Origin of the sequence: Leifsonia sp. Root112D2 (genome assembly GCF_001424905.1) — a bacterium.
Lineage (GTDB): Bacteria > Actinomycetota > Actinomycetes > Actinomycetales > Microbacteriaceae > Root112D2.
Genome location: NZ_LMCU01000001.1, coordinates 262,995 through 277,961 on the forward strand (window position 1 = coordinate 262,995; position 14,967 = coordinate 277,961).

Annotated in this window: 12 protein-coding genes; 3 read left to right on the forward strand and 9 right to left on the reverse strand. The window is 61.6% G+C overall.

Annotated elements, in window-relative coordinates; translation table 11 throughout:
• Nucleotides 1-31: 31 nt before the first annotated feature.
• Nucleotides 32-1,354 carry a hypothetical protein gene (locus ASC63_RS01165; protein ID WP_157487535.1) on the reverse strand — a complete coding sequence of 441 codons (1,323 nt, stop codon included), beginning with the start codon at nt 1,352-1,354 and terminating at the stop codon, nt 32-34.
• Between the two features lie 174 nt (nt 1,355-1,528).
• Between ASC63_RS01165 and ASC63_RS01170 the strand changes: the two genes are divergently transcribed.
• Both ASC63_RS01170 and ASC63_RS01175 read left to right on the forward strand, forming a co-directional pair.
• Nucleotides 1,529-2,797, forward strand: a complete 1,269-nt coding sequence (locus ASC63_RS01170) for a nucleotide sugar dehydrogenase (protein WP_055808932.1) — start codon at nt 1,529-1,531, stop codon at nt 2,795-2,797.
• Nucleotides 2,781-3,986, forward strand: coding sequence for a hypothetical protein (locus ASC63_RS01175; RefSeq protein ID WP_055808934.1), 1,206 nt, complete (start codon nt 2,781-2,783; stop codon nt 3,984-3,986). The genes ASC63_RS01170 and ASC63_RS01175 overlap by 17 nt, the downstream gene beginning before the upstream one ends.
• Here ASC63_RS01175 and ASC63_RS01180 read toward each other — a convergent pair.
• From ASC63_RS01180 to ASC63_RS01215, 8 genes are read right to left on the reverse strand one after another with little or no spacing between them, the layout of a single operon-like run.
• The gene (locus ASC63_RS01180) at nt 3,955-5,028 is read right to left on the reverse strand and encodes a glycosyltransferase (protein WP_055808935.1); all 1,074 of its coding nucleotides are present in this window, start codon (nt 5,026-5,028) and stop codon (nt 3,955-3,957) included. The two genes, ASC63_RS01175 and ASC63_RS01180, sit on opposite strands and share 32 nt — an antisense overlap.
• Nucleotides 5,021-6,505: an O-antigen polymerase gene (locus tag ASC63_RS01185; protein ID WP_055808937.1), complete on the reverse strand. Its 1,485-nt coding sequence runs from the start codon at nt 6,503-6,505 to the stop codon at nt 5,021-5,023. Before ASC63_RS01185 ends, ASC63_RS01180 begins: the two co-directional genes overlap by 8 nt.
• Nucleotides 6,506-6,507: 2 nt before the next feature.
• On the reverse strand, nt 6,508-7,692 hold the full coding sequence (locus ASC63_RS01190; protein WP_055808939.1) for a glycosyltransferase family 4 protein: 1,185 nt from the start codon (nt 7,690-7,692) through the stop codon (nt 6,508-6,510).
• On the reverse strand, nt 7,692-8,630 hold the full coding sequence (locus ASC63_RS01195; RefSeq protein WP_055808941.1) for an NAD-dependent epimerase/dehydratase family protein: 939 nt from the start codon (nt 8,628-8,630) through the stop codon (nt 7,692-7,694). Before ASC63_RS01195 ends, ASC63_RS01190 begins: the two co-directional genes overlap by 1 nt.
• Before the next feature lie 13 nt (nt 8,631-8,643).
• On the reverse strand, nt 8,644-9,288 hold the full coding sequence (locus ASC63_RS01200) for an acetyltransferase (RefSeq protein WP_055808943.1): 645 nt from the start codon (nt 9,286-9,288) through the stop codon (nt 8,644-8,646).
• Nucleotides 9,285-9,926: a sugar transferase gene (locus ASC63_RS01205; protein WP_055808945.1), complete on the reverse strand. Its 642-nt coding sequence runs from the start codon at nt 9,924-9,926 to the stop codon at nt 9,285-9,287. The genes ASC63_RS01200 and ASC63_RS01205 overlap by 4 nt, the downstream gene beginning before the upstream one ends.
• The gene (locus tag ASC63_RS01210) at nt 9,923-11,059 is read right to left on the reverse strand and encodes a DegT/DnrJ/EryC1/StrS family aminotransferase (RefSeq protein ID WP_055808947.1); all 1,137 of its coding nucleotides are present in this window, start codon (nt 11,057-11,059) and stop codon (nt 9,923-9,925) included. Before ASC63_RS01210 ends, ASC63_RS01205 begins: the two co-directional genes overlap by 4 nt.
• Complete coding sequence (locus ASC63_RS01215) at nt 11,056-12,915, reverse strand: polysaccharide biosynthesis protein (protein WP_082487000.1); 1,860 nt, start codon at nt 12,913-12,915, stop codon at nt 11,056-11,058. The genes ASC63_RS01210 and ASC63_RS01215 overlap by 4 nt, the downstream gene beginning before the upstream one ends.
• A gap of 530 nt (nt 12,916-13,445) precedes the next feature.
• Here ASC63_RS01215 and ASC63_RS01220 point away from each other — a divergent pair.
• Nucleotides 13,446-14,906 carry an HNH endonuclease signature motif containing protein gene (locus ASC63_RS01220; RefSeq protein ID WP_055808949.1) on the forward strand — a complete coding sequence of 487 codons (1,461 nt, stop codon included), beginning with the start codon at nt 13,446-13,448 and terminating at the stop codon, nt 14,904-14,906.
• The last annotated feature ends 61 nt before the right edge of the window (nt 14,907-14,967 follow it).

Consider the following 14,967-nt stretch of genomic DNA (forward strand, 5'->3'; position numbering starts at 1 on the left):
CTGCCCGACCGCCCGAGCACGCGGTTGAAGCCTAGTCAGACTGTTCGTGGGAGCCCACGACTTCGACATCGCTATGAGTTTGTTCGTACTTGCGCACGAGCCCGACGTTGATGGCCATGAGGGCAAGGTAAACGGGCCACATGTTCCCTGGGGCTTGAAGATAGGGATTAATAGAATTCGCAATGAGGAGCGCGGCTGCACCTGAAGCTGTCACGAGAAGAACCGGGAGCAGATCAGGTCTCCGCCGGATAACTCGAGTGAGGCCGTAAACAGCTATACCGAGCGCCGCAACCATCAAGAGTGCACCGATGAGCCCCGTCTGAAAGAGAATCAGATGATACTGAAGCTCAAAGTTCCACGGGCGCTCATGGTTTCGTGAATAGCCCGGGATCGTGGCCCCGAGACCATGGCCGAAGATCGGTGAATTGGTCCAGGCTCCGAGAAGTTTGACTGCCTCGATGCTTCGAATTCGATCGTCAAGCGACTGGCCTTGGCCGCTGAAGACGGTGATGACACGATCAATTGACCTCTGAATACTCGTGTTCCCGGCTAGGTCCAAGAGCACAACCGCGGCAACCGCGGCAACCGCGGCAACCAACGGGGCCCATGCTCTCCACAAAGAACGCCTTTCTCGCCTGGTGACGATTCGCCAGATAATCCACGTGACGAGCGGTACTGATATCAGCAGGATCGTGATTGCGGCCCGCCCTGCGAGAAGTGTCGCGCCGGCAGCGAACACGGCCGCTATCACTGACAATGCTTTGTGAGGGAGTAGGGGTGAATGAGGAAGGATCGCCGCCGTCAACCACAGAGGTGCGGCAGCCACCAACGTTGAGAGTCCGTAGAAAGTGATATTTGTGGTGCCGCCCGCGTCGCTGTCGAAGCCAGCGCCGACCTGTTGCTGGACAAAATGTGGAATTAGCTGGGGCGTGAATCCCACGGCTCCCGCTACATAGAGAATGATTCCGGCCGAGACCACAATCGTCACGTAGACGGATACTCGAAGGATCAGTTGTACGAGGCGCTCGTCACCCGCGAGCACCAAAAGCCCATAAATGATTGGCGCAATGATCCAGACAAGCATCCCGTTGAACAGTCCCGGATTTCCGATGCCAATCACCGTGCCGTACAAGCCCGTAATAAGAGTCAAGGCCAGCACGAGAAGCACGGTTTTTGAGAACCGGCCCCGTACCGACCAAGCCAAGAGTCCCGACGTGATCGCGAGCACGCCGATCACGGGAATCAGGATCGAATTAAATCCGACCGGACGAATCATGATGTATGCAAGGCAGACACAGATGATCGCTCGACCAATGGCTTTCCACGAAAGGCCCCAGGGCAGAGAGATACGCACTCACTGATGATACGGGGCGATGGCACGTTATCGTCGGTGGCACAGCGCACGCTCGCGAGTAATGACGATTCGCTTCGTGCAGACCGATGGTTTTGTCTGAGTCTGATAATTTTGCAGAGGCTTCGACCAATTGCGTCGAGCAAACTGGTAGCGAAATGAAATAGTCGAGGACTGATGATATCCCAGCAGCGAACCGCAGTAATCGTCGGACAGGGTTACGTCGGCTTGCCTGTGGCCATGCGCGCAGTCGAGGTCGGATACAACGTGGTCGGTATCGACCTCGATGAACGGCGCACGCAGAGCCTTCGCGATGGAGAGTCCTATGTCGACGACATCCCCGTGGAGAGGCTGCGTTCGGCCCTCTCCAGCGGGCGCTACCTGCCGACAACCGACTACGACGACACTGTCGGATTCGACATTGCAGTGATCACCGTTCCGACGCCGCTGCGCGAAAGTCTGCCCGACTTGTCGTTCATTGAAGAGTCATCAAAATCGCTTTCGACCCGGCTGAAGGCCGGAGCAACGGTCATTCTGGAATCCACGACCTACCCGGGCACCACCGAAGAGCTTGTCGTGCCAATTCTTGAAGCCGGATCTGGCCTCACCGCCGGCGTGGACTTCTTCGTGGGTTACAGCCCGGAACGGATCGACCCGGGCAACAAGACGTGGGGCTTTGTTGAGACGCCCAAAGTAGTGTCGGGCCTCAACCCCGCGTCGCTTGATCGGGTGCAAGGCTTCTATAACGAACTTGTCAACACGACCGTGCCGGTCAGTTCGCCTAAAGAGGCAGAGCTGACGAAACTGCTTGAGAACACGTTCCGACACGTGAATATCGCTTTGGTCAACGAGTTGGCCATCTTCGGAAACCAACTCGGCGTCAATGTATGGGAGTCGATCGAAGCGGCCAGCACCAAACCGTTCGGCTTCATGAAATTCACGCCTGGCCCTGGCGTGGGTGGCCACTGCCTGCCCGTCGACCCGAGCTACCTTTCCTGGCAGGTTCGCCGCAAATTGGGTCAGAACTTCCGCTTCGTGGAACTGGCGAACGACATCAATGACCACATGCCCGACTACGTCATTCAGCGGCTGATGTTACTGCTCAACAACGACGGCAAGGCCATCAAGGGATCTCGTGTCGCACTCGTGGGACTCTCCTACAAGAAGAACACCGGAGACATTCGGGAATCTCCTTCGCTTCGCTTGATCGAGTTGCTCACCGAATACGGCGCGAACGTAGTCGGAATCGACGAGCACGTCGAGGATCACCGCTGGCCGAGAGGCCTTGAGCGGGCATCGTTGACTGCCGAGACCGTCGAGAACGCGGACGCGATGATCCTCGTCACTGACCATGACGACTTCGAGCTCTCCATTTTGGAGGCTGGCACCACCCCGATTCTGGACGCAAAGAACCGACTCGTCGGCGCGCATGTCGAGCGACTCTAACGACGAACTCGCTGATCCCTCTCCCGAGAGGGCCAGCCGCTACACGATTGTTGGGGCAACGGCGATCAACGCGGTCTTCGTGCTCTCGGTGCAATTGCTCGGCCTCGTCGCGCTGGCACCGGTAGAGTTCGGCTTCTTCTCGATCCAATACTTGTTCTTTGCCCTCGCCAGCTCCGTCTGCCTTTCCGTCGTCTGCGAGCCGTGGCTGCGTACCGACCTGCACGAGAAGCACCGATCGTCGTGGCGCGATTACTCAAGCGCGCTGTTCTACCTCTCTCTGTTAGCCGGCATTGTGACTGCCATCGTCTCCATCGCAATTGTCGACCTGCGGGTCGTGGCCGCGACCGGCGCAGTCGCTGTTATTGCGGCTACGTATCGTTCAGGTGCGCGGTATCACGAGGTCAGAATGGGCAGGTGGCGGCGAGTTCTCCGTGCCGACACGGCCGGGCTCGTCGTGACAGTTGCTGTGTGGGCAGTGCTCTACGGTCTCGGTGAACGCGGACTTCTGGGACTCTCCCTCGCCTGGGCTGTTGGCGCCCTCGTCTCCGCCGTGCTCTCGCCCTTGCCTTTCCCGCAGAGACCTCTCTCAATTCGAACTTGGGTCGCAACGCACAAACGACAGATAGCACCGCTGCTCCGAGATTCCACATTGATGGATTTGGGCGCGATCGGCACCCCCTTCGCCGTGGCTCCGCTCATGGGAATCGCCAATTTTGGTGTATACCGAGCGGTTTCGAACGTCGCTGCCCCTGTTCGCCTTGTTCTCAACCCGCTGCGACCGACGCTCGCCGGAGCGCCCCTTACGACGCATCGCCATGCAAAGCGGGTGTGGGCCTCAGCCGTTGTCAGCGTGGCGTTCGGTCTTGCCGCTTATGGGGCCCTGCTCGTCATTGGCAGCACCGGCCTTAACCTCGGCTCACTTTCGGCGGTCGTGACGTACGCCGCGCCCACTGCCCTCTTCGTTACAGCCAACTTCTTAGGGCACTACTACTACATCATTGCGCGCACCCACATGCGGGGCGGCCCGCTTCTTGTTGGCCGCGTTGTGCAGACCGTTCTCGCGATCGTTTTTCCGCTGGCCGGCGCGGCATTCTTTGGGCTCTCAGTGGCGATCTGGGCGTATGCCATAGCCACCCTGACATCCGGGCTGACGTGGTTCATTCTGGTCGCGAGGCCTGCACGCCGTTAGGTGTCGGCAGGCCTACCGTTTCGCGCCAAGTATCGGCCCACGCGGAGAAGCTGTAGTGCTGGATAATAGCCGCTCGAGAAGATCGTGCGCGTTCAGCACGACGCGTCGCTGGCTCGTCTATTAATGTCTCCAAGCCATCTCTCCACTCGGCAGATGTGGACGCAGCCAGACCATCTGCCAGTTGGAGAACCTTGCGGTTGGTGCCGACGTCGCTGCCAATCATGGGCAATGCGCTCGCGCCATATTGCAACAGTTTGTATGCACATTTGCCACGGCTCCAAGCCGAATCCTGCAATGGCATGATCCCGAAATCGGCGCGCGCAAGGTGCTCCTGATATCCGTCAAGCGTCCACTGCACTCGATCAACCATGCGATCGAGTTCTGCCAGTGACGCATCGCCTGCGCTGATCACGGTGAGTCTGAGCCCACGCGATTCGTGAAGCGCGAGGAGAGGCTCGGCGATCTCAGAGAGATATTGCTCGGTGCTCGGAGAACCAAGCCACACAGCGGAAGGCACGTCTGAAATCTCAAAGGCCTGCTTAGCGACGTAATCGTTCGGCTCAACGCAACTGGGGATCACCACGACGTTCTCGTGCTGGCGCCCGGCGGCTTCGGCGAGATAGTCATTGCCCGCGATCACGACATCGGCGGCCTGCACCGACTGACGCCAGATTCGTCGCTTCGACCAGACGCGCTCGACCGCGCTCGAGGGGGTGTACATGAGGGCGTCATCGAAGTCATAAACTCCATGGTTCGCGCGGCTCAAGATCTTTCGTTCTATCGTGCCATTACTGAACGGGCTCGCCTGGCGAGAGATGAATGCGGTGGCTTCGCCGACGCTGCGGGCGCGCTGACGGAGTTGCCGCTCCGCCTTGACCACCTTGAGCGGTTGACGTGCGACCGTGCTGATCGAATTCGATGATTGCCCCAAATAGGACGAGACATTGTCTCCTGCCCCAAGGTGCTCAAGCCACTCAAACACGCGCACTCGCGCGCTTCCAGCTTGCCGTCCGTAGCTGGTGAAGAATGCCGCTTCAGTCATCTGTGCCCTTCGATGGTTGGCTCGAAGCGACCACATCCCTCGAAGCTTTGTTGTCGGTGCGCCGTCGCCCCCAGCGTTCAGAAAGATGGTTGCCCGGCCGCACGAATGCCAGAAAGAATACGAAGATCAGCTCGCTGAGGAACAGCGTGTTGTTAATCTTGGTGAGAAACGTTGCCAAAAAAATTGTCGAGATGAAGGCACTCTGCATCCAAAAGAGACGAGCAGACTCGAATCGTCGCGAGTACATCCGAGCGACGAGGAGTCCCATCAGAAACATCGCCAGAATCACTCCTGGAGTCCTGAAGTCTCGGTAATAGGGCTCAAGCCAGGTGTACACATTCGTCAGTACGGCTGTGTCGATGAACGGTTGGATGGTGTTCAATGCCGAAGCACCAGGGATGGCCTTGAGGATCGGACCGAAGGTACTCGCTCCCCACGTCTGTGGGTTGTAGTTTCCGATCACCATCGAACCTTGGGCCCGGGGTGGAGGCCAATCGTAATTCGGCGAATCGACCAGTTGCAAGAACGCGACAGTGCCCGCCGTGTAGTACGTGAAGGGCGATGTCAGCCCAGAAGACTCAAGGGGGGCGGAGACGGCACCCGTCGAGAGAGCCTGCTGCCCGTTCTTGTGTAGTGCACCACCGATCACTTGGAATGCGACGAAGGCGACGACGACGAAAGCCACGATCGCGATCGCGATGCGCCCACGACCTCCCAGCAGCCTGAACCTGCCTGCGCCTCGCTTCTCGCGGCCGGTTGCCGTCTCCGAAATAGTCTCTGATTTACTCGACGGTTGAGTTATCAGAACGGCGATAAGCCAGAGCACAGCCATGAAAAGGTTCGTTCGCTGGAGGAGCGCGAGCATGCTGCCCGTCAATAGCACCAACGCTGCTAAGCGAATCCAGATTGAAAATGGACGATCAACCGATGCCTTGTACCCGAACGCCACGAACAGCAACGGGCCGAGATAAAGAAATACCCTGATCAGGAATGGCACCGATTCGAGATACGACTCACCTCGATATCCACGGATGGTTGCCGGGCTCGTAAGAAGCGTTACAAGCCCGAATCTCGACGCGATATTCACTAGATAGAACCCGAAAGCAACGGCATATATCGCGCATGCCACAATCACGCTGAACCGCGTGAATAGCGCAGTACTGGCTCCCGAATTCAAGGGCTCCAGAGCCGTCTTCGTTCGCCTCAGGCGATTGAACGGCCACCACGAACGCACCGGCCATTTGGCTACCCAGGCACCCACATTGAAGAAGAGGATGCCGCTGCCAAGCGTGAGCCATGCGATTGCGCTGGATTCCTTATATGCAATCAGGTTGGTACCAATAAGGATGAGTGCGCCAGCCCACACTGCGTTGTGGCACGCGACGACGAGAAATCGAGGCCGATTGCCGCGCCAGGCAAAATAGGTGAGGCCCGCCAACACGACGACGAGAATCGCCACCCATGCGGTATTCGACATAGTTACACAACTCCCCGCGAGTGCTGGTCAGGCCGGGCGATCAGGCTCGAATAGTACGCCTCGGTGTGAGCCCATACTGTGCCGCGACTATAGCTTTCGCGCGTGCGAGTCTGAGCTGCGTTACCCATGCTCGACCGCTTAGCAACGTCGAGCACCAACGTTGAGAGCGCTTCAGCAAGCGTCTTGGCCGAACCTACATCGACAAGCAAGCCGGTCTCCCCATCGACCACCGAATCAATCGCTCCCGTGGCGGTTGTCGTCACGGTGGGAATGCCGGATGCTCCTGCTTCGAGCACAACATTCGGGAAGCCCTCGCGGTAGGTCGGCAAACACAGCAGGTCCATGACCTGATAGTAAGTTTCGGGGTCAGAAACGTGGCCCGTGATCACGGCAGGTCGCAACGATTCGTCATCGCCGTCGAGTGCCACTCGACCACTTTCATCGTCAAGCCCTCCGACGACGAGAAGCTGATGGTCGACATCCGCTCGCGCCAGAATCTCACGGGCCTCGGCCAGTACTCTCAAGCCCTTGTCTTCGGTGAGGCGACCCACGAACCCCACGACAGGAACGCCGTCGACGAGGCCGAGCCTGCGTCTGAGTGCCACGCGATCGGCCTCGGCAAAGTTGGCGCGATCGAACATGTCGACATCAACCCCGTTCGAACTCCCTGCTCCAAGCACTGAAATCTTCTGAGCCGTGACCAGGCCGAGCTCTATCGCGCGGGTACGCAGGCTCGGGCTGACCGCCACGACGTGGTGCGCCGATGCGATGGCAATGCGCTCCACGGCAGAGAAGATCTTGCGTCGCACTCCCGTCGATGTCTCCAGTCGAAGTCCGCGCAGAAGGTAGATTCGCTGCGGAACCGATGCGAGGCGAGCGGCAAGACCACCGAGTAATCCGGCCTTCGGTGTGCCGACCGAAATTACATCTGGTCGCACGTGCCGGAGCAGCTTTGTCCATTGCGCTAGCGAAACGAGATCACGAAACGGCGAGGGCTCGCGAGCCATCATGATCGCATGGGTCGTGATGCCCGTGCTCCCTTTCAAGGCGTCGATCCCCGCACCAGCTGAACTCACGACATGCACGTCCCAGCCGTGCTCGACGAGGTACTCGGGAAAGCCCTGCATGAGCCGAAGGGACATGTCTGCGGTGACGCCGAGCAGGATGCTCGGCTTACCGTTGCCCACTATCCAGGCTGCTTCGACTGGAACCAGGAGATGGTCTGAGCGAGACCTTCCTCCAATGGCACGGGCTGCAGCTCGGGGAACAGTTCGCGAATGCGCACGCCGTCGCTCTGCGAAGCGCGAACGTCGCCGACGCGCGGGTCGACGTGCTCGACGGCGATGTCTTTGTTCAGCTGCTGCTTCATCAGCTCGACGAGTTCCATGAGCGTGGTGTTGGTGCCGAAGGCGAGGTTCACCGGGTCGGCCGAGTGAATCTTCTTGGTGGCCGCCTCGAAGATGGCCGTGCAGACGGTCTGCACGAAGGTAAAGTCGCGCGACTGCAGGCCATCGCCATGCACGGTGAGGGCACGATCGTTGAGCGCGGCATCCAGGAATTTCGGAATGACGGCGGCGTAGTCGTGATCGGCCGGCTGGCCCGGGCCGAACACGTTGAAAAAACGGCACGCGAGCGTCTTCATGCCGTAGGAGAAGCCGTAGGCGATGGCGTAGCCCTCCGTGGCCTGCTTGCTGACGGCGTACGGGCTCATCGGGCGGGTCCAGTCGAACTCCGACTTGGGCAGTGACGGGTTGCTGCCGTAGACGGAGCTGGAGGATGCCACCACAACATGGTCGACGCCGAGCTCACGGGCCGCCTCGAGCACGTTCAGCGTGCCGGTGCTGTTCGCATCGTGGGTCGGTCGCGGGGCGGCGACGGAACGGGGAACGCTGCCGATTGCGGCGAGATGCACGACAGAATCTACACCGGCCGTCACTGTCTTCAGCAGCTCGTAATCGAGGATCGAGCCGACCACCAGTTGCGCGTCGACACCGTCGAGGTTCTCACGTCGCCCGGTGCTGAGGTCGTCGATGATGCGCACCTCGCCCTGAGGATCGTGCTGCTTGAAAAAACGGGCCAGATTGGAGCCGATGAAGCCTGCTCCGCCGGTGATCAATACCTTCATGTGTGCCTCACATCTATCGGGCGGGAACGCCCATGACCGTTCGGTTCTCCTCGACATCGCGGGTCACGCAGGCGCTGGCGCCCACGATGCAGCGCGCGCCGACGGCGAGCCCCTGCAGAATGACCGCACCAGCACCGACGAGTGTCTCGGTGCCGATCGAAACGTCTCCCGACACGATTGCCCCCGGGTTGATGGAGACGTAGTCAGCCAGGATCGTGTCGTGGCCGATGGTCGCGTTGGGGTTCACGTGTGCATGACGCCCCAGGGTGACATTCGTTGAGATCTCGCCACCGGAGCACACCACTGTGCCCGGGCCGATGGTTGCCATGGAACCGATTGTGGCGTGAGGATGCACAACGGTTGCGGCCTCAAGCCCCGCCGCGCGAAACCGCTGGTCTATTGCTGCGCGACGCTGGGGGTTGCCAACGCAAATGAGGTAATGAGCCTGCGGCTTCTGTGACAGCCACGGCTCGATGGCCCCGAGGCAGCTGACCCCTCGCGCCGCGAGCCGCTCGAGCGCTTGAGCTGACGGGGCGTCGTCGAGAACACCGATAACGTCGATCGACGGCTCCCCGGCGAGTTCATTGATCGCCGCGATCACATCAAGCGTTTCGCGGCAGAAGCCACCCGCCCCCACGATGACCAGCTTGAAAGTCATATCTGACCGCCGTCGTCGGTACTTCCGCCGAATTCGCGCATCGTCGCGTGTCCCTCGGCCGAAATTCCCTCACGTTTGAACACTGACGTAATGGTACGTACAAGAATCTTCGCGTCGAGCGAGAAACTCCGCGAATCGACGTACTGCACGTCGAGGGCGAAGCGGTCATCCCAGTCGACGGCATTTCGACCGCTCACCTGCGCGAGACCCGTGATGCCGGGTCGCACCTCGTGTCGGCGTGCCTGCTCTGGTGTGTAGCGGTCGAGGTAGGAGACCAGAAGGGGCCTCGGGCCCACAACACTCATATTGCCCTTGATCACATTCGCGAGGGTGGGCAACTCGTCGAGACTGGTGGAGCGGAGAATGGCGCCGAAGCGGGTGAGACGCTGGGCATCCGTCACCAGACCGCGCTCAGGGTCGAGGTCTTTCATGGAGCGGAACTTCACCAGAGTGAAGACGGTGCCGTTGCGACCCGGGCGCTGCTGACGGAACAACACCGGGCGACCGAGCTTGGCCGCGACCATGACGGCGACGACCGCCTGAATCGGCAGGGAGACAACGAAGCCTACCGATGCCCCGACCAGGTCAAGGCCTCGTTTGACGCGGTCATAACCGGTTGTTCGAGGCGATGCGCTCAACGGACCGCCCCGAGGAACGTCGTGATCGCGTGCGTGACGCGTTCGACCTGTGGCGCGGTGAGCGCCGAACCGCTGGGCAGGGTGATTCCGGTCTCGAAGAGCTCCTGCGCGTTGCCATTGACGGCGGCGGGAGCGGCCGCGAAGACGGGCTGCAGGTGCATCGGCTTCCACAGCGGGCGGCTCTCGATGTCATCACGCGCGAGGGCCTCGCTGAGCTGCACCGCGCGCCACCCGGCGACGGCGGGGTCGACAAGAATCGAGGTGAGCCACATGTTGTCGCTCTCGTCATCGGCGCCGCCGAAAAGCGTGACCCCATCGATATCGGCGAAGAGTTCGCGATACCGCTGCCGTACTGCACGCCGGCGGCCGATCATCTCGTCAAGACGCGACAGCTGGGCACGCCCGAGCGCGGCGAGCAGATTACTCATGCGGTAGTTGTAGCCGATCTCGGTGTGCTCGTAGTGCGCCGCCGGCTGCCTGGCCTGGGTGGCCAGATAGCGCGCGCGAGCCGCGAGGTCTCCGTCGTCGGTGAGTAGCATGCCGCCACCCGAGGTTGTCATGATCTTGTTGCCGTTGAAGGAGACGGCGGATGCGCGACCGAACGACCCGGCCGCCTTGCCCCGGTGCGTGGCGCCGAGCGATTCGGCTGCATCCGAGAGAACCGGGATGCCGAACTCGTCGGCAATCTCAAGAATGCGCGTGTAGTTCACGGCCTTGCCGAGCAGATCGACCGGAACAATTGCGGAGGCGGGAGTGCCGGCATCCGCGAGCTCACGCAGGGTCTGCGCCAGCAGTTCAGGATCGATGTTGCCCGTCTCGAGTTCGCAGTCGATGAAGTAGGGCTGGGCACCCACATAAGTGATGGCGTTCGCCGTGGCGGCGAAGGTCATGGAGGAGGTGACCACGATGTCGCCGGCCTGCACGCCGAGACTCAGCAGGCCCAGGTGCAGTGCGGCCGTGCCCGAACTCAGTGCGGCAGCGTGTGCGACCCCGACACGGGCTGCCAGCTCGTTTTCGAATGCGTCGACGTCAGGGCCCAGCGGGGCGATCCAGCCTGAACGCATTGCCGCGACGACGTACTGCTCTTCGAGCTCGCCCACATCGGGCGACGACATGTAGATCTTCTGCGTCACTGGGCGGATCTCTGCTTGGTCAGCGGAATGATCACGGCGGTCTCGTTCTGGTTCTCGCTCCAGCGCTTCGTCCACTCTGAGCGGTCGAGACGCGATGGCTCGATCGGGGGAATGAGGGCGTGGGAGATCTTGGGATGCAGGGGGCGATCGTCCGTCTCGCCGATGCCGATGAGTTCTTCGTTGAGCTTCTCGCCCTCGCGCAGACCCGTGAAGACGATCTCGATCTTCTTGCCCGACTGCGCGATCATGCGCTCGGCCACATCCAGAATGCGCACCGGCTCGCCCATGTCGAGAATAAGCACCTCGCCGACGCGGCCGATGCCGCCGGCCTGCACGACCAGCTGGCAGGCCTCGGGGATGGTCATGAAGAACCGCGTCACATCCGGATGCGTCACCGTGACCGGGCCGCCCGAGGCAATCAGCGAGGCAAACGTGGGAAGCATCGATCCACGACTGCCGATGACGTTGCCGAAGCGCACCGAAAGATAGGTGGCGCCCGTCTGCTGCGCGGCCCATGCAGTGATGCGCTCACCGGCGCGCTTGGAGTGACCCAGAATGCTCGTGGGGTTGGCCGCCTTGTCGGTGGAGATGTTCACAAAGGTGCTCACCCCCACATTCATGGCGGCCTGCAGCACATTGAGCGTGCCGAGCACGTTGGTCTTCCACGCTTCGTCGGGGTATTGCTCCAGCATGGGCAGGTGCTTGAGCGCTGCGGCGTGGAAGACGACCTCGGGACGGCGCTCAGTGAAGATCTTCTGCAGGGCCTCAGCGTCGCGGATGTCTGCCAGCACCACGTCTTTGGTGTCCAGCAAGCCGCGGCCCAGAATCGAGATCTGCGCCTGCTGCAGTCCCGTCTCGTCGCGGTCGAGCATCATCAGTTCGGCGGGGCCGAACTTGACGATCTGGCGGCACAGCTCGCTGCCAATGGAGCCGCCGGCACCCGTGACGAGCACGCGCTTGCCCGCCAGGTATCCCGCAATCGACTCAATCTGGGTGTCCACGGGGTGCCGACCGATGAGGTCCTCGATGGAGAGGTCACGCACATCCGAGAGACGCGTCTTGCCCTCCAGTATTTCGTCGAGCACAGGCAGAACCTTCACGGCGAGACCGACGCGATCAGCGGCATCCGAAATCTCACGCAACAGCTCGGCATCGGCACGGGCGATGCTGATGATGAGCGTGGTGGCGCCGGTCTTCTGCGCGGCACGCCCCAGATCGGCCATGCCGCCGAGAACCGGAACACCCATCATCTGCAGGTTGCGCTTGGAGCGGTCATCGTCGATGAGACCAACGGGGAGGTACATGGAGAATCGGTCGGTCATCATGCGCCGCACAAGCACGCTGCCCATGTAGCCGGCGCCGTAGACGAGCACGCGTACTGAATCGTTACCGGGGCGCGATGCGCGGGCCACGTAGATGCGCTTGATGTAACGGGCGGCCCCCATGAGAATGAACGCGATAGGCGCGGCGATGAGCACGGCGCTGCGGGGAATGCTCAAGGCCGGGCCGAAGATGAGGAGCGGCACAGAGAGCACGAGCGCGCTCACCAGCACCGTGTACAGAAGGGAACGGGCCTCTTCGAAGCTGCCGTAATCGTGACGGCCGCGATACAGCCAGAACGTCCAGCCCAACGCCAGCTGCAGAATGATGGCCGCAATGCACACCGCCACGAGAGGCCACCACGTTATGCGGTCTTCGATGAAGTCGTAGCGAAAGAACACGGCGACCACCAGGGCGAAGGCCCAGGCGACGGCGTCGAGCACGAACTGGGTGCCAAAGCGAAGGTAAAGGGACTCGTGTCGTCGGTTGGCCTCAACCTGCAGCCGCGCGCCCCAGAGCTTTGCTTTAACCGTCATGCCGTGACACTTCCCAAAACAGCTTCGATAAATGCCACGAATCGGGGCGGATGCTCTCTGCCGTGATCGTGGCGCTGGACCTCACGCTTCGAGATGCTTCAGGCTGATACCGGGTGTTCACGGCATCCCCTCATTCACTCTCAAAGCTCGTGTGCTAGTAGATTCTGCGTTCTGTCCCCGATCCATAATGACACACGGGCGGTGCTGGGCGGTCGCAAACATGGCACCCCATTGGGGGGTTAGCAGAAGTGATACATGGGTGACGGGCGGCGGCGCGACCGGCAGGCTACTCGCTCGAGTTCGCAATTCTTGCGGGTGTTCATCGCGGTGAAGCCGTATATATCCCGAACTCGGCGACAGAGGAGGGGGCAGGGCTGGGGCAGGGCTGGGGCAGGGCTGGGGCGGGGCTGGGGCGGCCTCGCGCCTCTTCCTCCACAGGCTGCACCTCTTGGAAGTTATACACAGAAAAATAGCCTTTGATCTGGGTTTTTAACCTTTCAGAATGGTTGGTTTTGTGGGATAATTGACTCATGAACGCCCCTTCTGCGCTGACGGAGATCACCGGCATGGTCGGTGGCTCGCATGGTGGTGCAGACGTGCGCGGCATGGCCGATGATGAACTGTTGGTGCACGCCGCCGAGGTCGAACACCAGGGCCGCCTGATCGATGCCCAACGAGTGGCCATCGCAGCAGAGATCGCCGAACGTTCACGCAGTCAGCTGGGCGTCGAGAGTCTGGCCACCCGCAAAGGGTGCCGCAATCCGGTAGAACTGTTGGAGCGAGTCACCCGGGTCTCGGCGGCAACGGCCGGGCGACGCATGCGACTCGGCGCCGCGGTGCGCTGCCACCCAACCTTGTGCGGCTTCGATCTGCCGGCGAGGTACCCCGAGGTCGCTTCTGCACTGGCCGCGGGCGAGCTGGGAGTAGATGCCGCGTCGGCCATCGTCGACGGGCTCAACCCGGCGCTGGGGCACTCGAGTCTCGACGTCTTTGCTGCGGCCGAGGCGTCGCTGGTTGCCGGCGCCGTGGGTGGAACGGCGGGAGCTGACGACGCGGATGACGGCGCCGCAGAAGACAATGTCGCCGAAGACAGCGCGGCAGAAGCCAGTGACGCGACCGGCGGTGCGCTGGCACTGTCGGCGGACGAGGTGCGCGTTCAGGCGCACGTGTGGCGCGCCTGGCTCGACCCCGACGGCGTGCGACCAGACGAAGACCGGGCCATGCACGCGCGAGGCTTGAGGCTGGGTGCGGCACGAGGCGGCATCATCCCCATCAGTGGAAGCCTGCTGCCCGAAGTCGCCGGCAAGCTGCGGCGCCTCTTCGACGCCTATCTCTCTCCGAAGACCGCGCCGGTCGCATTCCTCGACGCTGAGCTCGCCGCTGAGAGTTCAGAGAGTTCCACGGATGACCGCACCACAGATCAGAAGCGTCACGACATTCTCGGCGCCGTGCTCGACACCGCCGCGCGCGTGGCCGAGACTCCGACCATTGGCGGTGCGGCGCCGACCGTGCTCGTCACGGTGCGGGAGCAGGACCTCGCCCAGCGCAGCGGCGCCGGATTCATCGACGGGCTCGCCGAACCCGTCTCCATCGAAAGCGTGGAGCAGTTCGCCTGCACCGGCGGTATTCAGAAGGTAACTGTCGATGAGCACGGGGCCATTACCGCTCTGGGTTCAAAGGAGCGGTGCTTCACGCCGAAGCAGCGCCGAGCAATCATGGCCAGGGACGGCGGATGTCTGATACCCGGGTGCAGCATTCCGGCCGGGTGGACGGAGATTCACCATGTGATTCCCGACCGCCACGGAGGGCCTACCCATACGGATAATGGGGTTTGTCTGTGCTGGTTCCATCATCGAACGATTGAGACGTCGGGGTGGCTGATTCGAATGATCGAGGGAGCGCCACAAGTCAAGGCACCACCCTGGGTCAGTCTGGCCGCGAACTGGAGACCGGCGAGTAAGGCGCGCACTCGCATCCCGGCGGCAGCATGACGTGGGGCGGGCGGGGTCTCGATACGCTCGCTGCGCGAGCTACTCGACCAGCAGAAGTTGG

What these genes read in the sequence shown, in the direction of transcription:
- ASC63_RS01170 (WP_055808932.1), top strand. Translation starts at nt 1,529, where the DNA reads ATGATATCCCAGCAGCGAACCGCAGTAATCGTCGGACAGGGTTACGTC.
- ASC63_RS01175 (WP_055808934.1), top strand. Translation starts at nt 2,781, where the DNA reads ATGTCGAGCGACTCTAACGACGAACTCGCTGATCCCTCTCCCGAGAGG.
- ASC63_RS01180 (WP_055808935.1), bottom strand. Translation starts at nt 5,028, where the DNA reads ATGACTGAAGCGGCATTCTTCACCAGCTACGGACGGCAAGCTGGAAGC.
- ASC63_RS01185 (WP_055808937.1), bottom strand. Translation starts at nt 6,505, where the DNA reads ATGTCGAATACCGCATGGGTGGCGATTCTCGTCGTCGTGTTGGCGGGC.
- ASC63_RS01195 (WP_055808941.1), bottom strand. Translation starts at nt 8,630, where the DNA reads ATGAAGGTATTGATCACCGGCGGAGCAGGCTTCATCGGCTCCAATCTG.
- ASC63_RS01200 (WP_055808943.1), bottom strand. Translation starts at nt 9,288, where the DNA reads ATGACTTTCAAGCTGGTCATCGTGGGGGCGGGTGGCTTCTGCCGCGAA.
- ASC63_RS01215 (WP_082487000.1), bottom strand. Translation starts at nt 12,915, where the DNA reads ATGACGGTTAAAGCAAAGCTCTGGGGCGCGCGGCTGCAGGTTGAGGCC.
- ASC63_RS01220 (WP_055808949.1), top strand. Translation starts at nt 13,446, where the DNA reads ATGAACGCCCCTTCTGCGCTGACGGAGATCACCGGCATGGTCGGTGGC.